This is a genomic window from Pseudomonas sp. MAG002Y, from assembly GCF_019400845.1.
In the GTDB taxonomy this organism is placed as follows: Bacteria; Pseudomonadota; Gammaproteobacteria; order Pseudomonadales; family Pseudomonadaceae; genus Chryseomonas; species Chryseomonas luteola.
The window spans coordinates 67168-92103 of sequence record NZ_WOEJ01000016.1; the positions used below are offsets into that span (position 1 = coordinate 67168).

The following is a 24936-nucleotide window of genomic DNA, read 5'->3' on the forward strand; positions in this document are numbered from 1 at the left end:
TCTATCCCTTGTTCACGTGAGTTACCAATACAGGCATGACGCGGCAACTGGGTAGAATGCGGCGGTTAGTACTGAGGAAGTAGCGGTGGATCTACAACAGGGTTTCGTCCTGACCCGCCATTGGCGTGATACAGCGGCCGGTACGGAGGTAGAGTTCTGGTTGGCGACCGATCAGGGACCACGGCGGGTACGCCTGGCCATGCAGCGTTCCGTGGCATTTGTGCCGCTGGAACAGGTTGAGCCGATTCGTCGACTGATTGAGCACGAGCGGGAGGTGGAACTACGCCCGCTGGCGCTGTCCGATTTTCGTCATCGGCCAGTCCTGGGGCTTTATTGCCACCAGCATCGACAGCTGATCCAGCTTGCCAGACAGATCAAGGACGCCGGGCTGGATATCTACGAAGCGGACATCCGGCCACCCGAGCGATATCTGATGGAGCGCTTCATTACAGCACCTGTCTGGTTCACCGGTACTCCTGACGCGCACGGCGCAGTCCTGCAGGCCCAGCTCAAGCCCGCGCCTGACTACCGACCGCATTTAAAACTGGTCTCCCTGGATATCGAAACCAACGAACGAGGCGATCTGTATTGCATAGGTCTGCACGGGTGTGGCCAGCGGCAGGTCTATATGCTCGGACCCGCCAACGGTGACACCGAGGCCGTTGATTTCTGTCTGGAATACTGCCAGACACGTGCCGAGCTGATTGAGCGGCTCAATGGCTGGCTCACCTTGCATGATCCCGACGCCATTATTGGGTGGAACCTCGTACAGTTCGACCTACGCATCCTGCGAGAACATGCGCAACGCTTCGGAATGCCACTCATGCTGGGGCGTGGCAACGAGGCCGTCGAATGGAGGGAGCAGGGGAGCGAGCATAGACACTATTTCGTATCAGCACCGGGACGGTTGATACTCGATGGAATTGAAGCGTTGCGTTCAGCTACGTGGTCCTTTTCCTCATTCAGCCTGGAGAATGTTGCCCAGAGCCTCTTGGGCGAAGGCAAGGCCATCGATAATCCCTATCAACGGATGGCATCGATCAATCGCATGTTCGCGCAGGATAAACCTTCGCTTGCACGCTACAACCTCAAGGACTGCGAGCTGGTTACCCGCATCTTTGAAAAGACGGAGCTTCTGCCTTTCCTGTTGGAGCGAGCAAGCGTAACGGGCCTGCCGGTAGACCGTAGCGGGGGTTCGGTGGCAGCCTTTACGCACCTTTACCTGCCACTCATGCACCGGCAGGGTTTCGTGGCGCCCAATCTGGGCGAAAAGGTGCCGGAGGCGAGCCCGGGAGGGTTCGTCATGAACTCGCGGCCCGGGCTGTATGATTCTGTGCTCGTACTGGATTATAAAAGCCTGTATCCGTCGATTATTCGGACCTTTCTGATTGACCCGGTGGGGCTGATCGAGGGGCTGCGCCAACCCGGCGATGATTACGCTGTTCCTGGTTTCAAGGGGGCGCACTTTTCCCGCACCCGGCATTGTCTGCCCGCGATGGTGGAGCGTGTGTGGGAAGGGCGTGAGGCTGCCAAGCGGGAACAGAACAAGGCGCTTTCCCAAGCGCTAAAGATCATCATGAATGCGTTTTACGGTGTATTGGGATCAAGCGGCTGTCGATTCTTCGATACCCGCCTTGCGTCATCAATCACGATGCGCGGGCATGAAATCATGCACCAGACGCGCGAGCTGATCGAGGCCCAGGGGTATACCGTCATCTACGGCGATACCGATTCGACCTTTGTCTGGCTCGGTCGTCCCCATGCCGAGGCCGAGGCTCAGCAGATAGGCCGGTCTCTTGTCCAACTCATCAATCGTTGGTGGCGCGAGCATCTACAGGAGACCTACGGCCTGGCCAGCGCCCTTGAGCTGCAGTTCGAGTCGCACTTCCATCGGTTTCTCATGCCCACCATTCGCGGTGCTGAAGAGGGCAGTAAAAAACGCTATGCGGGGTTGGTAAAAGGCGCTGACGGTACGGACGAGATGGTCTTTAAAGGGCTCGAAACGGTACGCACCGACTGGTCGCCATTGGCCCAGCGCTTTCAGCGGGAGCTTTATCTACGCATCTTCAATGCCGAGCCCTACCAGGATTACGTCCAGCGCTATGTCAGCCAGACCCTCTCAGGCGAACTGGACGAGCTGCTGGTCTATCGTAAGCGCCTGCGCCGTCGCCTGGATGACTACCAGCGCAATGTGCCACCGCATGTACGAGCGGCCCGCATGGCAGATGCTTACAACGACGAAAAAGGTCGACCGAGGCAGTACCAGAACGGCGGATGGATCAGTTACCTGATGACGAAAGCCGGCCCGGAACCGCTCGAAGCGCGTCGATCGCCGGTGGATTATGACCATTACATCGAGCGCCAGCTCAAGCCCATCGCTGACGCTATCCTGCCTTTCGTGAATGACCGGTTCGCCAGGTTGATCGATGTTCAGCTGGATCTCTTTTGATAGTAGACGCATCCATAAGCGCTCTTTCAGGCTACCGATATGGCAAGAGGCCATAAGGTGTTTATATGAAGAGGTGAAGTGATAGGCTTGTGGTCCCGCCGCTTAACTGATCCGATAAGGAAGCATGTGATGACTGCTCAGGCACCAACGCTCTATGTGATCCGGCATGGAGAGACCGACTGGAACGTTGAGAGTCGCATGCAGGGCCGCCGAGACATACCGCTCAACGCCAAGGGTCGAGAGCAGGCACAGGCGGTGGGGGTTCTGCTCGATTGGCTGTTACCCAGTCCTGGTGCGCTGGACTTCGCTTCAAGTCCTCTGATTCGCGCCCGTGAAACAATGGAGATCGTTCGGGCCCAGCTCACGTTGCCACCCGAGCAGTATCGTGCCGACGAACGCCTTGCTGAGATTTCGTTTGGTACATGGGAGGGGCTTCGTTGGGATGAGATTGAGGGCCGCTATCCTGAGGCCTTTACCCACTGGAGAAAGGACGCCTTTAACTTCCAGTTCGAAGAGGGCGAAAGTTATGCCCAGGCCCTGCTTCGACTGGCTTATTTCCGAGAAGATCTGAAGCAAGACACCGTGCTGGTTGCCCATGCAGGCATTATCCGAACGTTGATGGCGCTATATGGGTGTATTCCATACGAACAGGCGCCACACCTGCTGATTCCGCAAGGGCAGGTACTCATGCTTCGCCCTGAATCCTTCTGCTGGCTAAAGGGAAGTCAGGCTCCCAGCGGCAACTGAGCTCTGCCATCTGCCAATGCTGAGACTAGGGGTTTTAGAACCGTGTCAGCCTATTTCCCGCTCGGTATAGCAAAAGGCTTACACGCTGTGTGCAGGGTTGGCGCTATGGCGTTCCTGTATTGCTCTGTATTCTATGCGCATCACTTGAGCACAGGATGTGCTGCATCAGATCACGGATGATTGATTAGCCAGGATGGCTGCTCTGCAGGATGCAGAGAGAGTGAGTAAAAAACCCCGCTTCGGCGGGGTTTTTGTTTTTGCGCTGAAAACATCTAGTTTTCATCAGGGCAGGCCGCCTGTAGCAGACCGCCCTGTGTGAGTGATTTAGATAAACAAGGCGAACAGGACTGCGCCAAGCACGAGGCGATAGATCACAAATGGAAGCATGCCGATTTTGTCGAGGGCCTTCAGGAACAGCTTGATGCACAGCAATGCTGAGATGAACGACAGCCCGACACCCCAGGCAATATCGACCCATTGTGCATCGGTGCCCGTCTGGATCAGTTCAACGGTCTTAAGTCCCCCGGCAGCCAGGATGAGCGGAATCGACAGTAGGAAGGAAAAACGGGCTGCTGCCTGACGCGTAAAACCAAGCAGTAGCGCTGCGGTCATGGTGATACCGGAGCGTGATGTGCCGGGGATCAGCGCTAGTGCTTGCGCCAGACCAATCACCAGGGCTGATTGCCAACTCAGGCTATCCATGTCCCGGGTACGGCTGCCTTTGGCGTCCGCCCACCACAGGATCAAGCCGAAAACGATGGTGGAGGTCGCGATTACCAAGGCTGCACGGGCATAGCTTTCGATGTAATGCTCCAGCATGAGGCCTGCCAGTGCTGCTGGAATAGTACCGATAATGATCGCCCAGCCAAGCCGGCTTTCCGGGCTCGACTGGCGCGTTACAACTTGGCGGGTCCAGCCCATGGCTGTCGCCAGAACCTCATGACGAAAGGCCAGAACCACCGCAAGAAGGGTTCCTACATGTACGGCCACATCAAAGGCGAGCCCCTGGTCCGGCCAGCCAAAGAGCTGGGAGGGTAGAATCAGGTGTGCGGAGGAGGAGACAGGTAGAAACTCGGTAATCCCTTGAATGAGTGAAAGGATTAATACGTGGAACCATTCCATTAGGTGTCCTTACTGCATAGCGGTAACTGAGTTAAAGCTGGACACTGCTAGCCCTGCAATGCAAACACAGCAGGCAGTTGCCCAAACATGAATTGCATTGGGGGGCAAAAATGGGGTTAGTTCCTTTTAAAGCCAATAAGCTTTTGAGAGTGTGATTCCTTTCACTTAAAAAGATCCCATTTTCAGGATTATTTACAAAGACTAAACATTTTTTTCACGTAATTTTTACAAGCGATCTAGTAAGGAAGTATTGCCGATTGGGTTGGCAATGGTGACGGTACTGGCTGTATCAGTCGGATAAAGAAGACATACACAGGGTGAGATGGCTGTTGAAACTGGCTATGGTTCGGGCTGACAGGCAGGCGTTATTCCGGCCCCTCGATACTTGAGACGCGCCGCGACTCATATCAGGTATTGAATATGCAGTCTTCCGTGATAGGCGGAGGGGGCTACCTCTGCTCTGACGCCATACACCGAATGGATAAGCTCTGCCGTAAGCACCTCTTGCGGCCGTCCCGAGGCAATGCAGCGGCCTTCGTGTAGAACGGCCAGCGTATCGCAAAACATAGCCGCCAGGTTCAGATCATGGATGGCCAGGACGCAGGTCAGTGGAAGGCGGTGAATCAGTGAAAGCAGCTCGAGCTGATGCTGGATATCCAGATGGTTGGTCGGCTCGTCCAGCAACAGTTCGGTTGGCTCCTGGGCCAGGGCGCGCGCAATCTGTACCCGCTGGCGCTCACCACCGGAAAGCGTGTGCCAACGCTGATGCCGGCTGTTGTGCATGCCAACATGCTGTAGCGCTTGCTCCACCACTTGGTCATCCCTGGCTGTCCAGGGCGAGAGTACCGTTCGGTGAGGCGTTCTGCCCAGACGTACCGTTTCCAGGACCGATAGGTCAGCCTCGGTCGAAGCGTGCTGCTCGACCATAGCGATTCGCCGCGCCACCGTACGGCGAGGCAGGCGGCTTACCGGGTCGTTATCCAGCGTGACACTGCCGTCCGTAGGGGTGCGCAAGCCTGCCAGCAACCGGAGCAGCGAAGATTTTCCCGACCCATTAGGGCCGATCAGACCTATGACGCCTCCCTTGGGAATTTCCAGCGTTACGCCATCCACCAGCAGGCGACGACTCACCGACCAGGAGACGCGATGTGCAGCCAGGGTCATGGTGATGTCCTCGTACGATACAGGATCAGCGCAAAGGCCGGCGCACCTACCAGCGCGGTCACGACCCCGATAGGCAGGACCTGATGGGGAACCAGTATGCGAGAGACGATATCCGCCAGCACGAGAAAATTGGCACCCAGCAAAATGGATGCGGGCAGAAGTCGAGTGTGCGACGGACCTACCAGAAAGCGTGCGGCATGGGGAATGACCAGGCCTACAAACCCTACCGCGCCTACAAGGCTGACCATCGTAGCGGTAATCAGTGCTGTCAGCGCAAAAAGAATCAGGCGCACGGCGATTACCGGAACACCCAGAGAGGCTGCGGTTTCTTCACCAAACGAGAACGCATCCAGCGTACGGGCAAAAAACAGACAGGCTACCAGGCCAATGCCGACCGCACCCACGGCTAGGGTGACGTCCGGCCAGCGGATACCGCCCAGACTCCCCAGGAGCCAGAACATCACGCTTCGAGCCTGCTCGGCGTTGGCGGACGTTGACACGATATACGCCGTCAGGGCGTTGAAAAGCTGGGAGCCTGCCACGCCTGCCAGCAAAATGCGGGTCGGTCCACTGTTGAGCTTTGCTGCCAGAAGCAGAACCAGTACGAAGGCCAGCACTGCACCTAGGAATGCACCAACTGAGAGACTTAGGGTGCCGGCACCTATGCCCAGCAACATAACGACAACCGCTCCGGTAGACGCACCCGCCGAAATGCCCAGCACGTAGGGTTCGGCCAGCGCATTGCGTAGGAGAGCTTGCAGAATCGCACCGCATAATGCCAATCCGGCACCGCAAGATGCAGCGACCAGAGCGCGGCTCAGTCGATATTCCCAGACAATGCCCTGCTGAATTGGGTTAAGTGCATAGTCTCCCCAGCCCAGCCCATTGAGGATGGCCTTCAGCGTAATATCGAAGGGAATCTGTATTTCTCCCAGCGATGCCGCCATTAATATCGAAACGCCCAGCGAAACCATTGACAGCAACGCAAACAGCAGGCGCCAGGGCCTGCCGCGATCATTGGACAGCGGTTGTATCATTGGACTGGCCTGGAGTGAGACGTTTCCAGAGCATTGGAAATCGCCTCGATACCGTCCAGAACGCGCATCGAAGGATTAAGTGACTGCGCATCCACAACGATAATCTGATTATTCCGGACGGCCTTGAGCTGACGTGTTACGGGATCGCTGCGAAGAAAGGCAAGTTTTTTCTCCACATCGTCTGCCGGATAGAGGCGTCTCTCCATCCGCGTGATGACAAGCAGATCCGGATCCTGGGCGGCAATCTGCTCCCAGCTGACGCTGGGCCATTCATCGTTGCTCTGGATAACGTTATTCAGGCCGAGCACCTCTGAAATATACGCCGGGACACCCTGCTGACCGGCTACCCATGGATCACCTTCCAGGCGTGAGCTGGAAAACCAGTACACGACCGACTGAGGCATATGCGTGTGTTGCCCGGCTTGGGCAATAGCCTGCTTCAAGCGCTCATCCAACTGATGGGCCAGGGCATCGCCGCGCGCCTGGACATCAAAAATACGTGCAAGCTCGTGGATTTCCTGGGTTATCAGATCGAGCGTGAACGGTTTGGTGCGGCTACCGTCGGCATTGGACGTAGCCGTTACCTCTTTCCCCTCGCAATCGCTCGGCGCTATATAGGCAGGGATACCCAGTGACGCCAGCTGTTCGAACGTGGCCACTTCGCCATTCGGACCAACATGGTAGGTGTATTGCGCAGCGACGAAATCCGGCGATGTGTTGGCGACCGCTTCAAAGCTGGGTGCGTTATCAGCAAGCCGAGGAATCTTATCGTTATCGGCCTTGAGGGTGGGCTGAATCGGACCGAACCAGATGCCTGTTCCCACCATACGATCAGCCAGGCCCAGTGAGAGCAACAACTCTGTACTGGCCTGTCCCAGCGTAACGGCTCGCTTGGGCGAATCCGCAAAGGTCAGTGTATGTCCGCAATTGTTCATGGTAAGCGGATAGGTCGTATGGTTTTCAGCCAAGGCAACGCTGGTAAATGAGGTGACTGATACCAGAAGTAATCCCAGCAGTGGAATGAGTCGACGAGCAGGCATCGCCGATTTAACGCAAGCAAACCGCATGATATTCCTTGTAAGGGATGACACGTCCCATTAAACGCCCATGATAACCCTCAAGCCGCTATCCATGCTTGAGCCTGAATAACGTAAAGGGTTTAAGGCAGGTTCTACACACAGGCACAACGGTGCGACCAAGTAATGCTCGGCATGAAAGAGCGAAGCACGCTTCTACAATCTACTGTGGTGTCCGATCAGTTGGTTGCCTGATCGTCTGTCCAGTCCCCAAAAGGATCGGGCCAAGTACGCCAGACGTGCGACCCTAGTGCAAACTCCTGATCGGTTAGCAGGCAACGGTCCAGCTCATTCTTCAATAGATTGAAGTCCACATTCTGACCGATAAACACGAGTTCCTGGCGGCAGTCGCCTACCTCCGGGTTCCAGCAAGCCATGATGCTCTCCAGGCCTTCGTCATCCTGAGGCCAGGACGTCTTAGGGACGAAGCGCCACCATTGGCCCGCCGGGCCATGTCGCATGAGCCCTCCCGCCTGAGACCAGCTACCGGCTTCTTCTGGCTTGGAGGCCAGCCAGAAGTATCCTTTGGAGCGAAGCAGTCGCCCGTTATGCCAATCCTGGTTCAGAAAGTCGAAGAAACGTTGGGGATGAAAGGGGCGGCGTGCCTTATAGGACGTAGAGGCAATGCCATACTCCTGCGTTTCAGGAATATGCTCGCCACGCATTTCCTTGAGCCAGCCCGGCGCATGTGCGGCGCGTTCAAAATCGAAAAGGCCGGTGTTGAGAATCATGTCCAGTGGGACGTCACCCATTACCATTGAATGAATACGGGCATGGGTATTGAGTCGCTTCAGAATCGCAACGAGTTCTTCACGTTCGGCCTGGCTGATCAGGTCTATCTTGCTGATCAGAATGACGTCTGCAAACTCTACCTGCTCAATCAGCAAGTCGGTAATGGAGCGCTCATCATCGTCACCCAACGTCTCACCGCGCGAAGCCAGGCTGTCGGCATTCTGGTAATCCTGCAGAAAGTTGACACCATCTACAACGGTGACCAATGTGTCGAGTCGTGCGAGATCGGCAAGACTGGTACCCTGTTCGTCTCGGAAGGTAAACGTCTCGGCAACCGGAAGCGGCTCGGAAATGCCAGTCGACTCGATGAGCAGGTAGTCGAAGCGGCCTTCACGTGCCAAGCGGCTGACTTCTTCAAGCAGGTCTTCACGCAGCGTGCAACAGATGCAGCCGTTGCTCATTTCGATCAGTTTTTCTTCCGCGCGATTGAGGCTGACGTCACGTTGCACTTCGCTTCCGTCGATATTGACTTCGCTCATGTCGTTAACGATGACCGCAACCCGCCGGTTTTCACGGTTTTTAAGGATATGGTTCAGCAAGGTGCTCTTGCCGGCACCCAGAAAGCCGGACAGTACCGTTACAGGCAATGAAGAAAGAGAAGGGGAGGGATCAATCCTGGCGGACATGGCGTTCACGTTGTTCCTGTCGTTGCTTGGCTTCGATACAAAGGGTGGCCGTCGGGCGTAGCAGGAGTCGGCCAAGGCCTATAGGCTCACCCGTTTCCTCGCACCAGCCGTAGGTACCTTGAGCCAAGCGATCGAGAGCGGCGTCGATCTTGTCGATCAGCTTTTTCTGGCGCTCCAGTTGGCGTAGCTGCCATTGCTGCTGCTCTTCCCGGGTGGCGATGTCCGCGGCATCTGCAGAATACTCAAGCGTTCGTAGGGCCTGGAATTCAGCATCGATCTGGCGAGACAACTCTTTCCGTTCGGTCTCCAGCCGCTGTTTGAAAAAAGCCTGTTGGGCTTCACTCATATAGGCTTCTACAGGTTGTGCCATGAGCTCATGCTCGTTCATAAGAAATAACCTATAAATGTTATAACATAACAATACAGGATCGTTTAGGACGAATCAATGCCTCTCCAGCTGTGCCTTTTACGGTAGCGAGATCAGTTAGGCCGAGCTACGCAGCCAGTCTATAAGTGTAACCACGCATCTGAAGGGGATTAAAAGTCAACGTGCCCCAACCGATCCGTTGGGGCAGTGAGAGATTCAGTTGAAATGAACAGGCTTTGTGTCTGCCTGAGGCTCCTCAGGCGCCCATAGTTCGGTAGCCCATTGAGCGCATATCTGACGGGTGAATGGCTGAGGGTGGGAGACGGCATAACCCTGTACATAATCTACGCCGAGCACTTTCAAGGCCTCGATAACGGCGGAAGTCTCTGCAAATTCGGCAATGGTGCGTTTGCCGGTGAGATGACCCAAACGATTGATCACATCAACAGTGGCTCGATCGACCGGATCTTCCAGCAGGTTTTTCACAAAGCTGCCATCAATCTTGAGATAGTCCACCGGTAAATGTTTGAGGTATGTGAACGAAGACATCCCTGCGCCAAAATCATCCAGAGAGAAGCGAAAACCCAACTCTCTTAGGGTCTCGATAAACGTACGTGCGGCATTGAGATTGGCTATGGCGTGGGTTTCGGTAATCTCAAAGCAGATCCGGTTGGGCGCAACTGCGTGCAGGGCCAAACGATCCTGGATGTAATCGATCAGGGACATATCGCCCAATGACGAGCCTGACAGGTTAATGGCGCATACGCTTAACAGCTCCGGTGGCAAGGTGGCGCAGATAGCAAAGGCCTCGTTGATGACCCAGCGATCCAGTAGTCCCATGAGGCCGTAGCGTTCGGCAGCAGGAATGAACGCGAACGGGCCTATCAGCGTGCCTTGTTCGTCGTGAAGCCGGAGCAGGACCTCGACATGGCGATCATGTGCAGTCTGTGGGCCAACTCCATAGATAGGCTGGGCGTACAGACAGAAGCGATCCTCGTCCAGCGCCTTGTGAATTCGCTGCACCCAGGTCATTTCGCCCTGACGCTGGGTCATTTCCTTATCATCATAGGTGTAGACCTGGATCCGGTTGCGGCCTTTGTCCTTGGCGGCATAGCAGGCAAGATCCGCCATGCGTAGGGCATCTTCACTACTGAGTTCCCGGCCACCCAGATGGACGATACCGATGCTCAGGCCCACCTTGAAGGATTGGCCTGCTGCCTGGAAGTCCTGACTGCGGGCCAGCAGCCGCAAGCGCTCGGCAAGGGACTCGGCAGCCTCAGGGGTGCAGTTTTCCAGCAATACACCAAACTCATCACCTCCCAGTCTTGCCAACGTGTCGTTGGCATCCAAGAGGCTTTGAAGAGAGGTGCAGAGCTGCAGCAGCAGGCGGTCGCCCTGAAAGTGGCCGGTGGTGTCATTGACGATCTTGAACTGGTCTACATCGAAAAAAAGCAGAGACGCGTGCTTGTCCTGTGTGTTTTCCAGCAGCAGTGTTAGCCGCCGCTCGAACTCGCGTCGGTTAAGCAACCCTGTCAAAGGATCGTGAGCGGCCTGCCATGCCAGCTGATCAAGGTATTCCCGTTCGCGAGTCCGGTCATGCAACACCAGGACAGCGCCCGCCTGTCCATTCACCTGTCCCAATGGAGCGCTGGCAAGGGCAACGGGAAGTGACTTGCCGTTACTGCTGCGCAAGGTGTAGTGCGTGGTTACGTCGCTGGATTGCCATTCGCCTGCAAATAGCCGAGTGCTGACAGGCGCTGGGACTAAGGAGCCACTGTCTTCAGTCTGGATATCCAGTAGCGCATCGACAGGCTTTCCTACAGCCGCTTCCGCTGTATGACCAATCAGGCGCGCCGCGGCCGGATTGAGATATTCCAGACGCCCATTGGCATTGACTGCCATAACGGCATCGACGATAGAGGCGAGGATAATCTGTGCCCGTTCTTTCTCTTTTTGAAGTGCCCGCTCGAACGCGCGGCGCTGCATGACTAGCGTATGCATCCGCCAGGTCGTCAGGCCCACCAGCAGCAGAGCAGTTCCCAAATTGATGAGAAGCAGGACGTGAATGAAGTGACGTGAGGCTTCCCCTAGCACACGAGAAAAAGCAATGGTTTCCGGCAGCATACGGTTATGCAGCATGAGCAATTGTTGCTTCCAGTGCTCACGGTCTCGCAGCGACGCGTCCGCTGAGCGGGCGTATACCGTTTGAGCCAAAGCCTGAAGCTCATCCATATGAGGATCGGTCACATGCCAATGATTGATAACTTGCCGAAGTGGATCGACAGTATGAGCCCAGCGAAACAGGCGGATCATACCCGGCATGTCAGCAGGGTGATTGCCCGCCGCAACCAGCAGTCTATAAGCCTCTTCAGGATTGCCACGTGCCGCTAGCAGGTCACGCGCCTGCCGATCGAGCTGATTGACCTTGAAGTAGTCCAGAAACATCTGGTAGTGGCTCGGCTCGCCCGTATCGATGTAAGTGTTCAACGCCAGCATGGCGTTGCCCAGGCTTTTGCTCCATAAGCTCTCAGCCGTCACATAGCCTCTGACAGTCGACAGCAGATTCAGACTGGCAACAGCCACCAGCGCCTGCAGGCAGACGATAAAGATGAAGGGCCATACGACTCGATGAGTACGTTGGCTGGTGGCTTTCGAACGTTTGAACATGAAACCTTTCCAGCAATGCCATAAGTGGCAGTTTGATGAAAAGGTATCGGCGGAAGGTGCGTTTAACTGTTGCCGGATTTACGGGTTTTTACAAAAAAAAGCGAACCGCTGGAGGACGGCTCGCTAAAGAAAACAGCAGGAACAGGTGTGTCAGTTCAATACACGTTGCCGCGGTGCAAACAGACGGCCACCAAACACATTGACTGCTAGGCCCCCCATGACCAGCAGGGCACCGACCAGCTGGAAGGACGTGAGCTGCTCATCCAGAAATACAGCTGCCGAAGCGATACCGATAATCGGCACCAGCAGCGAAAACGGTGCAACCTGGCTTGCCGGATAACGCGAGAGCAGACGGCTCCACAGGCAGTAGCCCAGCAAGGTTGCAATGAAGGCCAGATAAATGACGGCCAGAATCGATGATGTGCTGATCCCTTGTAGGGCGCTGACTATCCGGTCAGGACCTTCAAGCCAGTACGACAGTAGGTAAAAGGGGATCGGTGGAACAATGCTGCCCCATACGACCAGCCCCAGCATATCGACCTGACCGATACGCTTGGTGACGATATTTCCCATCCCCCACATGGCGGCCGCGCAGAGGGTGAGGACAAATCCCAATACGCTCAGGTTACCGCCACTTTCCATCCCAATGAAAATCAGTCCACCTGCAGCAATGATAAGGCCGATGAGGTTCTGGGGGCGGAAGCGCTCGCCCAGAAACAGAACGGCCATCAGCAACGTAAAAAATGCCTGGGCTTGAAGTACCAGAGAGGCAAGACCTGCGGGCATACCCACATACATGGCCGAAAACAGAAAGGAAAACTGGCCCAATGAAATGGTGGCGCCGTAGGCCAGCAACCATTTCCATGAAATGGCGGGTCGCTTGACGAAGAAAACTGCCGGTAAGGCAGCCAGGGTAAAGCGCAGCGCGCCAAGCAGCATGGGAGGTACGCCATGCAGTCCGATCTTGATAACCACGAAATTAAGACCCCACGCCACAATGACGACCAGGGCTAGAAGCAGATCCTTAGGGGACATGTGCAACCCGTTATCCAGATGAGGCAGCCGCAGGCTGCGAAATAAAGCCGGTCTGGCATCCCTGACTGGCCCCATGGTTTGTACCTTAGGTGGTAACACCTTGTAACTATAGATACAGCTGGATGAATTTCAGGGCGAACAGTAAGGGGAGAGCGCCTGGTATTCGTGTCGTTGCACGCCGTGCTCTGGCTGATTGCGTCCAATACCCGTTTCGTTTTATTGGTGTGTTCGACACGCTGCGCATGGCTAGGCGAAACTTTGACCCTGCGAGCTGCGTATGCCTACACCTTCCCGCATTATTTGCTTTGAGCTTATCTGATTTAAAAACCGGGTAGCGGCGCTAAGCGAGACTTGATAACTACTTCTAGGGCATTAGAAGTCAATAATACCAGCCTATTTAAGAGTGCTACTGACCAAGACAGTATCGGTGCTAAAAACAGGTAATCAGCTTTAAGGATAGTGTCTGATGTGGCCCGCCGTTTGGGCGGGCCATTTTCTTTCTATCGTATAACGGTACTGGATTGACTGCTCGCAGCGTTGGATGTCTGCAGCAGACCTTGAGGCACCTTGAACGGATTGCCATAAGCCGTGATGTATTTGCGCCCAATGAGTGAGGAGCCGACCGTGTTCAAGTGGTCCCCATCCATATAGAGCGGTACATTCTCGAGCGACGAGTAGCAGCGTTCGGTATCACAGATCACCCTTTTCGGGTCGATCACAACAATGCCTGGATGTACCTTGTTCAGGTTATCAATAATCGTGTCGAAGTCCTTTTGCCGCTCATTCACCGCAACGACTGGAATAGAGCAGTCGCCATCCAGTTCGAAGGCCAGCTTCTTGATATCGCAGCGGTGCAGGTCTTCGCCCATTTCTGGAACGTCCTCAATAATGACAGGCGTAGCACCAGACGCCACAATCTTGGCCACTGCGTTTTGAAGACCGGTCTGCAGCGTGTTCATGGCGATAAAGTCGTCACTAGGCGCGTCGGGGCGGATACGGTAGAAATCCGTCATCCCCGGCTCGTTCAAGCCATACAGATACATGGCCCAGCGCCCGGACAGAATGACGTACTTGAACTGACTCTTTTCAATCAGGTTACTGATGACTGGGGAGGTCAGCTCAATCGACTTGTCGACATGGTTACGGCGTGGGTTCACATGAACACCCGCCACATCTGGCAGATAAATAGTGTTGGAGCGGGTGATGTCGTATCCACGGAGGTTGGCCTCCTTGAGCATGACATCGATCATGCCGGTAATTGCCCCGGCGTGCGAATCACCTACCAGCCGAACATCTACTTCTTTCTTGTCCTGAACACCGAGTTTGCACTGATCTGCAGATAATGGATTCAACAGGTCCGCGCCGTTGAAACAGCCTGCCCTTAGCTTGGGGAAGACTTCCTTGACGTTTTTATCCATTGTCAGCAGCGTACTGTCGTACCTGGACGCAAAGCCTTCCAGCTTGGCAGCTACCACCAGAAAGGACGTGGTCATCAGTACCGGCAAGAGATAAAGAAACGCGAAGGTATTTTGCGGCTTGAATTTGATCTGAGTACGGAAAGGCTGCTCTACGAAGCGCCAGCTGAGGTATGCCAGCGCAAGGGAAATGCTGACCAGCATGATCTGATCTGTCGCCGTAATCTTTCCATGAACATAGTTATGAAAAGCGATCAGCGGCCAGTGCCATAGGTACAAGGAATAGGAAATCAGGCCAATGAATACCAGCGGCCGCAACGACAACAACTGAGACGCTACGGTACGATGGTGACCGCCGGACCAGATAAGCAGTGCTGCTCCAAGGCATGGCCAGAGTGCATTCAGCCCTGGGAAAGGGCTTGCCTTGTCCAGTACCAACGCCGGTATCAGGATCAGAGCAAGACCTGCCAGACCTGCAAGGGTAGACAAGTGTTTGCCGGGACTACCCAGTGTTCTCCAGTGCATGGCCAAAGCGCTTCCAATCAGCAGCTCAAAGGCCCGTGTCGGCAAGAGATAGTAGGCGGACAATGGTTTGTATAGCGCGCCTAGCTCGGAGATGACAATGGCAACGACCAGTACGGCAAGGATCGCCCAGTTGAACAGTCGTTTACCTAATAGACGGTAGCCGAGCAGAAAAAGTAAAGGCCAGACGAAGTAGTATTGCTCTTCAACCGCCAGTGACCAGGTATGTAGCAAAGGGACTTCATGGCTACTGGATGAAAAATAGCCATCCGTATCCTTCCAGAAGTAAAAATTCGAAAGTCCGAAGTAGGAAAACAGTGCACTTCGGCTAAAACCAATCAAATCATTTGGTAATAAAACAAAAAAAGCGGCAATGCTTGTGCAGAAAATGACTACTGTCAGTGCAGGCATTAAACGCTTGATGCGGTTTAAATAAAAACGGGTAAAGCTGAAGCTGCTCCTTTCAGCCTGAGCGGCAATGTTTTGTGTAATCAGAAAACCTGAAATCACAAAAAAGACATCGACCCCTATAAATCCACCCCCAAAACCAGAAACCCCAACGTGGTTAAGTAATACAAGCAATACCGCTATCGCTCTTAAACCATCTATGTCACTTCTATAGTCCCTTTCCATGAATAAGCACGCTCCGATGAGATGAGAACTTTCACGGCTGCTAAGTTAGTTCATAGCAAAAAAAGAGTAGAAGTTTTTTTGAGAATTAGATCAATTATTCGACATGTACTATGTGGTTAATTTATAAAGTAAACTACAAATAATGTGCGCTTAATATCTAGAACTATGTGATGTCAATATGGGTTGCAACGATTTTAATGAGGTATCAGATTGCCACCATGTAAGGCGCAGCAGCTGATTGGTTCGCGTTGGTTTGGCTTTTAAAAAAGAGTAAGAGGATAGGGTAAGGGAGCGGGCTGCTTTATCTTTGCGGCATATAAGATGTATGGGTCAAATGGCTATCATTGTTTAAGCAGGGTGAGTTTCTTTACGATAAAGGGCTCTATCGCACTGCTTTCATGGCGCGCGTCTGGTTAAAACTGAAGTCAGATGAGCCGTAGTGGCTGTCATGGCGTTTATCTGACCGATCATAAATGGAATTATTGAAAGAGAACTCAACCAAATGACGATGACCTTTGGAATTATATCGCTGTATATAATTTCGCTCTTCGTACTTGACCATGTCTTCAGCAAGACCGCTATCCTGTCAAGTCAAGCGCTTTCACGATCTTCTCCGCTGGATGCACTCAGGGGCTTGCTGGCGACATCGGTCGTATGTTCCCACTTTTTTGTTACCTATAACTGGAAGGCAACGGGAGAGTGGGGCAGGTCTGATAATACCATCATGAACAATATGGGCGCGGTTCCCGTATCTATGTTCTTTATGATCACCGGATTCCTGTTTTTCGGAAAAATTTATAACAAAAGTAGTATTGACTGGAAAAGGGTTTTTAGCTCTCGAGTCAAAAGAATAATGCCTTTGTACGTTTTTGCTGTTCTAGTCGTAGCGGCTGTCAGTTTTTGTCAGACTCAGTTTCACTTGGTCAGTTTGCCTCAACTGGTGAAAGAAATAATACGATGGGGAATATTCAAGGGATCCTCCTTTAATGGATTTGAAGACAGCTGGTTGATCACGGCAGGTGTTCAATGGACACTAAAATACGAGTGGTTTTTCTATTTACTGTTACCGGTATTGGCAGCTCTTTTGAATCGCCAAGGCTATGGTTGGTATCTGGCTGGTTCTCTGCTTGTCGCCCTTGCTGTAATACCTGCACATTATTTTCACTTTATTGATGCTTCATTAGGCATTCTGTTTCTGGCCGGTTTCCTACCGGTGCTTGTTAAAAACCACCGTCCTCATTGGATTTCCAAGCTCAGGAGCAAACCTGCGGCGGTGCTTGCCGTGGTATTGATTGGTATCAGCATGGGGTTGGATGACTATTTTTCGTTGTTGCAAGTAAGCATGTTGGGCATAGTTTTCCTGATCATGGCGTTGGGAAACGATCTGTTTGGCCTGCTTAGTCGGCGCGGCCTCAAGACCTTGGGCGAGATCAGCTACAGCATCTATCTGCTGCATGGCATCGTTCTGTACGTTGTCTTTACGCTGTGCAATGGCTTTGCCGTAACCGGCGGAAGCGTTACCAGCTACCTTGCGTTTTTACCTTTTATCCTGTTGCTGGTGTGCGGTATTTCGACGATCACGTTTCTTATGATTGAAAAACCATTTATCCTCAAGCCCAAACAAGGCATTGAAGCATTGGCACCGCCTCCTTGATGAGTTTTTAGTCGCTACGCGGCCTTGTGGGAGGTTGCTTTTTTGCGATCGGATCACAGCATAAAAAAACCAGGGCATGCCCTGGTTTTTTTATGTCAGAAGAGCAGCCGCAAGGGCTGCCCGAATAGTCTTAGAAGTATTTTTCTATGTATTGAACACGCGGGCTGCTTTGAGCCTTCGACCATTGTTCGAGAAGCGTGCGGTACATACGTGACATGAACGTCTCGTCAGCTGCAGCGGTCTTGCCAACATAGCCTTTACCACGATGATAGGTCTTGAAGCGAACCTTCATGTTCGGTTTTTCCTTCTCGAAGGCTTCCGGGTCGACGTTTGCCGGAAGCCGGTCGATATGCACCTTGCCGGATGAGCAAATCCACAGGATGTGGTGATCATTTTTGTCCTTGCAGGAGGCATAAAGTTGTTTCAAGTCATCAAGGGTTGGGTTGTTGAGATCCATGATTGGGCTCCTCGTGAGACAGCTTCCGGTGGCACTCGGAAGGAAACGGTAAACAAGTCACTTACGGTAAAACCGGCCCGGGTGGGCCGGAATAACGTTACTCGTCAATGGAACTGGTTCATGGTGTTGTCCTTGCCGCTCGCCTTGAGGGCTGCCTCGCCTGCGAAATATTCCTTGTGATCGTCCCCGATATCGGAGCCGGCCATGTTCTGGTGCTTCACACAGGCGATTCCCTGGCGAATCTCCTGGCGCTGAACGCCTTTTACATAGGCCAGCATGCCTTCATCAGCGAAGTAACCCTTCGCCAGGTTATCCGTCGACAGCGCCGCCGTGTGGTAGGTTGGCAAGGTAATGAGGTGATGGAATATCCCTGCTTCCCGGGAGCCGTCCCGCTGGAAGGTCCGAATTTTCTCATCGGCGATACGGGCCAGTTCGGTCTCGTCGTACTCTGCGCTCATCAACTTGGTACGGTCATAAGCCGATACGTCCTTGCCTTCGGCTTGCAGACTGTCAAAGACCTGCTGTCTGAAGTTCAGCGTCCAGTTGAAGGAAGGACTGTTGTTGTAGACCAGCTTGGCATTTGGAACGACCTCGCGGATGCGGTCAACCATGCTTTTGATCTGGCCAACGTGGGGCTTTTCCGTTTCAATCCATAGCAGGTCTGCCCCATTTTGCAGCGATGTGATGCAGTCCAGTACAACGCGATCCTGCCCGCTGCCCTGACGGAACTGGAACAGGCCGCTTGCCAGACGTTTGGGACGCAGCAGCTTTCCATCACGGTTGAGAATGACGTCTCCGTTCTTCAGTTCGGCAGGGCTGATCTCTTCACAATCGAGAAAACTGTTGTATTGATCGCCCAGGTCGCCCGGTTGCTTGCTGACGGCAATCTGCTTGGTCAGCCCGGCGCCCAGGGAGTCTGTGCGAGCGACGATAACGCCGTCATCTACTCCCAACTCGAGGAATGCGTAGCGAACCGCATTGATCTTGGCCAGAAAATCTTCGTGGGGTACCGTGACCTTTCCATCCTGGTGACCGCACTGCTTTTCATCCGAGACCTGGTTTTCCAGCTGGATACAGCAGGCTCCGGCCTCGATCATCTTTTTGGCCAGCAAATAGGTGGCTTCCGCATTACCAAAGCCCGCATCGATATCGGCAATGATCGGTACGATATGGGTTTCATAGCTGTCGATCTGTTGCTGGATTGCTGCAGCCTTGGCGTTTTCATCGGCTGCACGGGCAGCATCCAGCTCACGGAACAGGCCACCCAGCTCGCGTGCATCTGCCTGACGCAAAAAGGTATACAGCTCCTCGATCAAAGCCGGAACAGCCGTCTTCTCGTGCATGGACTGGTCCGGTAGTGGGCCGAACTCCGAGCGCAACGCCGCAATCATCCAGCCTGACAGATACAGGTAGCGCTTGTTGGTGGTCTTCAGATGCTTCTTGATGGAGATAAGCTTCTGCTGGCCGATAAAGCCGTGCCAGCAGCCCAGGGACTGGGTATATGCCGAGGAGTCGGCATCGTACTCAGCCATATCCTTGCGCATGATGGCCGCGGTATAGCGCGCAATATCCAGTCCGGTCCTGAAGCGGTTTTGTATCCGCATCCGGGCGGCATATTCGGGGTTGATAGCGTTCCAACTCTTGCCTGCTGTTTCTCTCAAGGCTGCGATGGCATTGATTTCATTTTGATAAACGGACATGGGGTCAATCCTTCTCGGCTGAAAATGACTTTCGAACAGTTTTTCCTACCGTGACCTGCGTGCCGCGTATAAGCGCAGCACTGGGCTCAACGTCGAGCGCGACTGAAGGAAGCGAAACAGCAGACAAGACATCTCTAGTGATACACCCTGCAGGGATACCGCTAAAGACGAATACCTTGGATCAGGTCGTTCACCTGATACTGACCGAACCGCTGGGGTCATCTAACCGTTTCCGTACAGTTACAACTCTATGTAGTGCTTTATGGGCAGTTACTACAAAGGATGGCCCGAGGGTTACCCGGAGCGCAGCCAGAAGGCCTTTTTGGCCTCTTTCTAGCGAAAGCAGGGTCAGATTGCATGACCTTAAAAGGGTCGTCAATGCTTTTTTGTAGTGAAATTATATTTGTACTACAAAAGTAGTAGTGATCAGACGATGTGGCTACAACCCAGCGTTCATGCACCTTTTAGGGTGAAGGGGCATCCTGCTTTTGACTGATAAGTCACCTGGAAGCATGGAGTTTTGTGCCGCTGAAGGAGAAAACGAAGAGGGAGTGGCTCTAGGGTGAGGGCGGGCACTTTACAAGTAACGCCGCAGGCGATGGTCTAGTTTGCTCATTTCAACCCTTGCAACATGGTGACCGAGGTTGTCTGCCGTCCTTTGATTCAGTGGACGATGCTATCGGAACGATGTCAGGGCAAAGCAGTTCTTAACGTCATACCTTTGAACACTGCTGGAGCGTTCACTATGCAAGAGGTTGCAGTCACTCATCACAAGAGGCGTGCAAATGGCATTCTCCAGCATTATGTGGATGCCGGTAGCGGGGCGCCCGTCGTGCTGTTGCACGGCTTTCCTGAAACTTCCTACGCTTGGCGCCAACAGATCCCGGTGCTGGCGCAGCACTATCGCGTTATTGCTCCTGATCTAAGAGGTTATGGTGAGACTGAAAAGCCGTCGACAGGCTATGACAAGCGCACCATGGCCAATGACCTGTGTGCCCTGTTGGATAGTCTTGGGATAGAGCGTATAGCTCTGGTAGCCATGACCGCGGTGCACGTGTTGCTACGCGCTTTGCCAAGGATCATCCGCAGCGGCTCGAACGTCTGGTCGTTATGGACAATGTTCCAACACGAACGGTTTCCACCCAGATGAATGCAATCATTGCAAAGCACTATTGGTTCTTCATGTTTCATCTGGTGCCTGATCTTCCAGAACGTCTCATTTCAGGCAAGGAGGACATATGGCTTCGATATTTCTTTTCCGATTGGTGCTACGACCCCACGACGATTACGGGCGAAGCCTTTGACCATTATGTCCGGGCTTATCAAATGCCAAGTGCGGTCCGAGGTGCCATGGCCGATTACCGTGCTAATGCTGAAGACCTGGCGCAGGATAATGAAGATGCGGACGTGAAAATCAGCTGTCCGACATTGTCACTCTGGGGCGCTAATTTCGAAGCAGTAGGCAAGTTGTTCGATATGCCGTCCGTATGGGCAGAGCTGGCCACAGACCTAAAGACCGTTGCCATCGACCAGTGTGGTCATTTACCCCATGAGGAGAGACCCGAGCGCGTTAATGAGCTATTGCTGGAATTCCTGAAGCCTTGGAAGGGCTAGCCCTGATGACCTCATGAGAAAGGTTAGACTGCGAACCGCCTTGAAAAAAGGCACCTCGTCTCATTTCTTCCAAAACGTTCCGCACATGGCGCCTGTGACTGCCTGCACATGGGCTAAATAAAGTTTCTGGCATGAACTAAATAGCATTGATTTGTCTACATGGCACATTGATGCTATTTCGTGAAGTAGATCTTCGTAACGAGGTATTGCATCTGCTGACGCAGGCGTGCCGTTACAAGGCGCTTCATCATCCCCATGGAGAAGGATCATATCTGAACAAGAGGAGGCTCGACGTAAAGCCCAGCAGTAGTACCTGCATGGTAAGGAAGAAATCTGGCAGTTAAAGAAGTCGCTGGAATGCAGCGTGGGATAGGCATACGCAACTTAAAAGGATTAAGGCGATGCAGGAAACAATCGTACAACCTGAGTCATTTGTTCAGGGATTAAGTGATTACGTCAGCAAAGAAGACGCAGTCAATACCCAGAAGACCATTCATCAAGACGCCTTTATCCGGGGACTTAAAGAGCGGCTACCCGCCGAGACGCGGGACACCTTTACCGCCGAGCAACTGGCCTCATTGAAGCTGGCCTTCGGTACTCGCCCTTGGAGCAAACACCCGGTCGATGTCCGGACTACGTTCAAGTTCTTTCGTAGTCGTTACTACTTTGTAATGGTGGCTGGCAAAGGCCACGCAGACGAGCAGAAAAGAACATCAGAGCTTTCGTTATTTGCCAAGGCCTTTGTCAAAGGCTCGTTGATGCTGATCTGGTTCACCGTCGCCTCCACTCTGCTGACTTTCTGCTTGTACATTCTCAAGTCAGCTCTGAATATCGACTTTTTCCCGGACTTTTCCTTTGGTATCTGGGACTGGTTTCAAAGTCTGTTTGATCGTTGAGCCCGGGGCCCGAAAGCCCACGAATCGCCTGCTCGTGCTACAGAGCAGGCGAAGGGTCATTGCCTAACGAAAATCGGAAGGGGATTTCCGGACGATCTTAATGGAGTGGGTAAACGTCGGCTTGCGGGTTACGCTGATTGGGCGCCGCGTCACGACATCAAGCGTAATGTTCCAGAAGCCTGTGCTTGGAACCTTGATCTTGGCGGGGAACCGGTCAAACGCGCCGCCGTGATAGGTATGCCGACCGCCGTTTTTGAAACTGCGAAAGTTGGCGTCGTTCATGAGGCGAATATTGCAGGTCTGCGAGCAGTCGATAACGACCATATCACCTTCGTTAAGGTGCTCGCGCTGGTGTACGAATTTCATTGCAGCTCCACAGCGCTGTCTTTCAAAGGTGAACGATACCATAGCCCGGGCGTGGCTATCCCATGTGATTGGTCGCGTGCTGAGTCAGTAGTCGGTCTCACCTCGTCAACACAGGTGCCTATCTCCCGATCATCCGTGCGCGTGCAGTGCACTTACCCTTGCGTTGCTCTCTAATGCATCCACAGGCGGGCCATTTAGTGGCGAACGTTAAGGGGATGAGGGTTTAATGACTATACGCTCGAAGATATCGTTTCTGCTTCTAGCCGGCCTGCTGGCTTGCGGCTCTGCATCAGCCATGTCCAGTTCGGTACCAACCGGCACGACGTTTTATGATCCCGAAAAGGCGTATGGCAGCTTTGTGCTGTTTGATGGTAGCGACCAGCGTACCCACTTGATCGATATGAATGGCAATGAGGTAAAACAGTGGCGTTATCCTGGCTTTCCGTCGATTGCGCTGACGCCGGAGCAGGCTGGTGGAGAAAAAGGGCACGTACTTGTGCAGTTGGGAAACCTGGACAAACCGGTTTCCCTGGCATCATCAGGGAATGGACTCTACAACCAGGTAGTAGGGGAAGTGAGCTGGGATGGACAGGTGCGCTGGCAGTGGGGAAGCCGTGAAGCCCCAGCCTATCAACATCATGACATACGCCGTCTGGCGAATGGCGATACCTTGATGCTGACCAGTGAACTGACCCCGTTGGCCGGTTTTTCGGCGCCGCAAGTGATTGATAATCTGATCCGACAAATTGATCAAACTGGAAAACAGGTCTGGCAATGGCGGGTATCGGATCACCTGGATGAGCTGGGATTTACACCCGAGCAGCTCTCGCTGATTCGTGAGTCGGATGATCCGGATTTTCTGCATCTCAATACGGCAGCACCCCTTGGCGCCAACCATTGGCACCAGCAGGGCGATTCTCGCTTTGCGCCTGACAACATCATGGTTAGCGCTCGCAACGCCAATGTGGTCTTTATCGTAGAGCGCAAGACCGGCAAGGTCGTATGGCGGCTTGGGCCTGATTATCCTGAAGTAAAGCTGGCCGGTCCGGTGCCACGACCTGTAGACCAGATCGTAGGCCAGCACGACACCCACCTCATTCCTGAAGGTTTGCCTGGTGCTGGCAACCTCCTGCTGTTCGATAATCAGGGCAGTGCCGGTTTTCCTCCTGCACGCAAGGGCATTTTTTCAGCGTCCCGTATTCTCGAGATCGATCCCGTGACCCGCAAAATCGTATGGCAATATACAGCCGTACAGTCTGGCCGCGCACCCTGGACCTTTTTCAGTGCATTTATCAGTAATGCCCGCCGCCTGCCTAACGGCAACACTCTTATCAATGAAGGTCAGAATGGCCGTCTCTTCCAGATCACGCCCGCGGGGGAGATCGTCTGGGAATATAGCAGCCCGTACACTGGCAAGTCGGCCCCAACGGATCGCTATGTGACCAACCGCGTGTACCGGGCAGAGGCGGTAAACTACGACTGGGCCCCATCTGGCACTCCGCATAAGGAAAATGCCGTAATGCCTGATTGCGAGTTATATCCAATGGCACCCCAATGCGTAAAAGTCGAGGTGGATTCGGGGCAATAGCCTGGAAGGAAACAAGTGCCAGCGTAGTCCGGTTGCAACGTGAAACAATGGGACCATCCCTATTAATGAACGATAAGGCGTTTCATGGTGATCGATGAGGAGCTGACTCTGAAGAAGCTGGAAATCTTTCTGGCATTCATGCGCAGCGGCAACCTGGGGCGGGCCGCAGCCGAGCTCGGAACGAGCAATGTCAGTGTCCACCGGGCTATCCACTCGCTGGAGAGTGCGCTGCGCTGCCCGCTGTTCAAGCATGAAGGGCGCAACCTCACGCCACTGGATGGGGCCTTCGTTTTGGAAGCACGGGCACAACAGCTCATGCAGGATCTGACCGAGACCATACGGCTGACGCGTCTGGCAGCCGGTTTCTCATCCGACCGTTTCCGCCTGGGTGCGTTGTATTCGCTTACAGTCAAGACCGTGCCCCAGCTGATCATGGGGCTCAAGCTTCGACGTAGCGAACTCAATATTGACCTGATTCTGGGCTCCAATGCCGACCTGACCTACCAGCTCAGGAACATGAAGCTGGATGCGATGCTCATCGCGCTGGATGACGGAATGGCTGATCCCGATTGCGAGAGCGTTGAACTCTTTCGCGATGACATCTATTTGGCCGCGCCTGCAGACTCACCGTTCACTCATCAGGATATGGTCGACCTGCGTGATCTGCATGGAGTGCCTTTCGTAACGTTGACCGAAGGCTTTGCCACCTTCAGGGATGGACGCCAAGTGTTTCACCAAGCCGGGTTCGAGCCGGAGGTCATCATGCAGGTCAACGATATCTTCTCGCTCATGAGTATGGTCAGTTCGGGCGTGGGCTACGCGTTACTGCCGGGGCGGGTCGAGGCGGTGTATGAAAACCGCATTCGTCTGGTGCCGCTAGCCCCTCAGTACCGCTTGCAGCAACGAATTGGCGTAGTGTTCTTGCGTAGCAAGGAGCGTGACCCAAACCTGCTGGCATTTCTTGCCGAATGCCGGATGTATGCACGCAAGATGAATGCGGAGCCATAAG

At 53.8% G+C, this 24936-nt stretch carries 20 protein-coding genes; 8 read left to right on the plus strand and 12 right to left on the minus strand.

The features are described 5' to 3' along the window. Positions 1-85: 85 nt before the first annotated feature. The gene (locus GM154_RS20125) at positions 86-2449 is read left to right on the plus strand and encodes a DNA polymerase II (protein WP_219653163.1); all 2364 of its coding nucleotides are present in this window, start codon (positions 86-88) and stop codon (positions 2447-2449) included. A 129-nt stretch (positions 2450-2578) separates the two neighbouring features. Further along, positions 2579-3196, plus strand: a complete 618-nt coding sequence (locus tag GM154_RS20130; protein WP_010798951.1) for a histidine phosphatase family protein — start codon at positions 2579-2581, stop codon at positions 3194-3196. 324 nt (positions 3197-3520) lie between these two features. Here GM154_RS20130 and GM154_RS20135 read toward each other — a convergent pair whose 3' ends face one another. The 9 genes from GM154_RS20135 to GM154_RS20175 all read right to left on the minus strand — a co-directional run bounded on the left by GM154_RS20135 (position 3521) and on the right by GM154_RS20175 (position 15652). Beyond that, a complete protein-coding gene (locus GM154_RS20135) occupies positions 3521-4318 on the minus strand; it encodes an undecaprenyl-diphosphate phosphatase (protein WP_074828313.1) in 798 nt (265 codons plus the stop codon). 402 nt (positions 4319-4720) lie between these two features. Further along, positions 4721-5482, minus strand: coding sequence for an ABC transporter ATP-binding protein (locus tag GM154_RS20140; protein ID WP_219653164.1), 762 nt, complete (start codon positions 5480-5482; stop codon positions 4721-4723). Continuing rightward, positions 5479-6519 carry an iron ABC transporter permease gene (locus tag GM154_RS20145; protein WP_219653165.1) on the minus strand — a complete coding sequence of 347 codons (1041 nt, stop codon included), beginning with the start codon at positions 6517-6519 and terminating at the stop codon, positions 5479-5481. Before GM154_RS20145 ends, GM154_RS20140 begins: the two co-directional genes overlap by 4 nt. Next, positions 6516-7586, minus strand: a complete 1071-nt coding sequence (locus GM154_RS20150) for an ABC transporter substrate-binding protein (protein ID WP_010798955.1) — start codon at positions 7584-7586, stop codon at positions 6516-6518. Before GM154_RS20150 ends, GM154_RS20145 begins: the two co-directional genes overlap by 4 nt. A 188-nt stretch (positions 7587-7774) precedes the next feature. Then, positions 7775-9013, minus strand: coding sequence for a zinc metallochaperone GTPase ZigA (zigA, locus tag GM154_RS20155; protein WP_219653166.1), 1239 nt, complete (start codon positions 9011-9013; stop codon positions 7775-7777). Beyond that, entirely contained in the window at positions 8997-9401 is a 405-nt protein-coding gene (gene dksA, locus GM154_RS20160; RefSeq protein WP_074828302.1) for an RNA polymerase-binding protein DksA, read from the minus strand. Before dksA ends, zigA begins: the two co-directional genes overlap by 17 nt. Before the next feature lie 195 nt (positions 9402-9596). Beyond that, entirely contained in the window at positions 9597-12047 is a 2451-nt protein-coding gene (locus GM154_RS20165) for an EAL domain-containing protein (protein WP_219653167.1), read from the minus strand. A 150-nt stretch (positions 12048-12197) separates the two neighbouring features. Then, positions 12198-13082, minus strand: coding sequence for an EamA family transporter (locus GM154_RS20170; protein WP_074828577.1), 885 nt, complete (start codon positions 13080-13082; stop codon positions 12198-12200). A 500-nt stretch (positions 13083-13582) separates the two neighbouring features. Beyond that, positions 13583-15652: an acyltransferase family protein gene (locus GM154_RS20175; protein WP_258019946.1), complete on the minus strand. Its 2070-nt coding sequence runs from the start codon at positions 15650-15652 to the stop codon at positions 13583-13585. Positions 15653-16154: 502 nt separating this feature from the next. On the opposite strand from GM154_RS20175, the gene GM154_RS20180 reads away from it, so the two are divergent. Beyond that, a complete protein-coding gene (locus GM154_RS20180) occupies positions 16155-17306 on the plus strand; it encodes an acyltransferase (protein ID WP_219653169.1) in 1152 nt (383 codons plus the stop codon). A gap of 130 nt (positions 17307-17436) precedes the next feature. On the opposite strand, the gene GM154_RS20185 is transcribed toward GM154_RS20180, so the two are convergent. Continuing rightward, a complete protein-coding gene (locus tag GM154_RS20185) occupies positions 17437-17763 on the minus strand; it encodes a hypothetical protein (RefSeq protein ID WP_010798964.1) in 327 nt (108 codons plus the stop codon). A 104-nt stretch (positions 17764-17867) separates the two neighbouring features. Beyond that, positions 17868-19463, minus strand: coding sequence for an isocitrate lyase (locus tag GM154_RS20190; protein ID WP_010798965.1), 1596 nt, complete (start codon positions 19461-19463; stop codon positions 17868-17870). Positions 19464-20208: 745 nt separating this feature from the next. Between GM154_RS20190 and GM154_RS25705 the strand changes: the two genes are divergently transcribed. From GM154_RS25705 to GM154_RS20200, 3 genes are all read left to right on the plus strand, one after another. Further along, complete coding sequence (locus GM154_RS25705) at positions 20209-20613, plus strand: alpha/beta fold hydrolase (protein ID WP_258019947.1); 405 nt, start codon at positions 20209-20211, stop codon at positions 20611-20613. Continuing rightward, entirely contained in the window at positions 20574-21077 is a 504-nt protein-coding gene (locus GM154_RS25710; RefSeq protein WP_258019948.1) for an alpha/beta fold hydrolase, read from the plus strand. Before GM154_RS25705 ends, GM154_RS25710 begins: the two co-directional genes overlap by 40 nt. 401 nt (positions 21078-21478) lie before the next feature. Continuing rightward, positions 21479-21973 (plus strand): 3-phosphoshikimate 1-carboxyvinyltransferase, encoded by a 495-nt coding sequence (locus GM154_RS20200; protein ID WP_219653170.1) that lies wholly within the window; start codon positions 21479-21481, stop codon positions 21971-21973. A gap of 63 nt (positions 21974-22036) precedes the next feature. On the opposite strand, the gene GM154_RS20205 is transcribed toward GM154_RS20200, so the two are convergent. Continuing rightward, positions 22037-22381: a DUF1883 domain-containing protein gene (locus tag GM154_RS20205; RefSeq protein WP_173869118.1), complete on the minus strand. Its 345-nt coding sequence runs from the start codon at positions 22379-22381 to the stop codon at positions 22037-22039. Positions 22382-22565: 184 nt separating this feature from the next. Between GM154_RS20205 and GM154_RS20210 the strand changes: the two genes are divergently transcribed. Together GM154_RS20210 and GM154_RS20215 are read left to right on the plus strand one after the other, a co-directional pair. Further along, positions 22566-23927, plus strand: a complete 1362-nt coding sequence (locus GM154_RS20210) for an aryl-sulfate sulfotransferase (protein WP_219653171.1) — start codon at positions 22566-22568, stop codon at positions 23925-23927. A gap of 84 nt (positions 23928-24011) precedes the next feature. Next, positions 24012-24935 carry a LysR substrate-binding domain-containing protein gene (locus tag GM154_RS20215; protein ID WP_219653172.1) on the plus strand — a complete coding sequence of 308 codons (924 nt, stop codon included), beginning with the start codon at positions 24012-24014 and terminating at the stop codon, positions 24933-24935. Position 24936 lies beyond the last annotated feature (1 nt).